The sequence below is a fragment of the Croceibacterium ferulae genome (assembly GCF_003660445.1).
Classification (GTDB): domain Bacteria; phylum Pseudomonadota; class Alphaproteobacteria; order Sphingomonadales; family Sphingomonadaceae; genus Croceibacterium; species Croceibacterium ferulae.
Map to the genome: position 1 here is coordinate 1 of NZ_QZVQ01000035.1, position 854 is coordinate 854.

The following is an 854-nucleotide window of genomic DNA, read 5'->3' on the forward strand; positions in this document are numbered from 1 at the left end:
TAGGGTCCAAACCCAATCAGCAGCTTGATTTCGGCGAGCTGTGCTGATTCAGGAAGTCTCCGGTTTGAGGAGGCTGAGGTGTGGCGGGATCGTTGTTTTGGCTGTCGGATGAAGCATGGGCGATGATCGAGCCGCACCTTCCGAAGAATCAGCCGGGTGCGCGCCGTGTTGATGATCGTCGGGTGATCTCAGGCATTGTGCACATGTTGAAATGCGGCGGTCGTTGGCAGGACTGCCCGGCTGCTTACGGGCCCGCGACCACGATCTACAATCGCTGGAACCGGTGGAGCAGGCGCGGGATATGGACGCGCATTCTGGCCGCACTGACCGAGGAGGGCTGGATTGCCGAAACCGTGCAGATCGACAGCAGCTATGTGAAGGCGCATCGGTGTTCCGGCGGCGCAAAAGGGGGGCTCGAGCCCAAGCCATTGGCACCTCGCGCGGTGGCCGCACGACGAAGATCCATGCCCTTGTCGACGTGCTCGGAAGGCCGCTCCGTCTCGTCTTGACGCCGGGCAACACCTCCGACATCAAGGGTGCGGACCTGCTTCTTGGCGACACTGCCGGCATGAAGCGCCTGATCGCCGACCGGGGCTATGATGCCAATCGGCTGCGCGCAACGCTGCGCGACCAGGGCACGATCCCAGTCATCCCTGGACGGCGCAACCGGAAGCGGCCCATCCAGTACGATCAGCGCCGTTACAGAGACCGCTGGCGTGTCGAGGCCATGTTCTGCCGCCTCAAGGACTTCCGCCGCATCGCCACACGCTACGACAAACTGGCCCGCAACTTCCTCTCAGCTATAAGCCTCGCTGCCGCCGTGGCATTCTGGCTCTGAACGAGTCTGGACCCTA

Annotated in this window: 1 protein-coding gene; it reads left to right on the forward strand. The window is 62.6% G+C overall.

The features are described from left to right. Positions 1-122: 122 nt before the first annotated feature. Positions 123-838 (forward strand): IS5 family transposase gene (locus D5S08_RS16295; RefSeq protein WP_241557484.1). Its coding sequence is split into 2 segments (ribosomal slippage): positions 123-407 and positions 410-838, totalling 714 coding nucleotides; the frame shifts between segments, so codons are not numbered across the junction. The last annotated feature ends 16 nt before the right edge of the window (positions 839-854 follow it).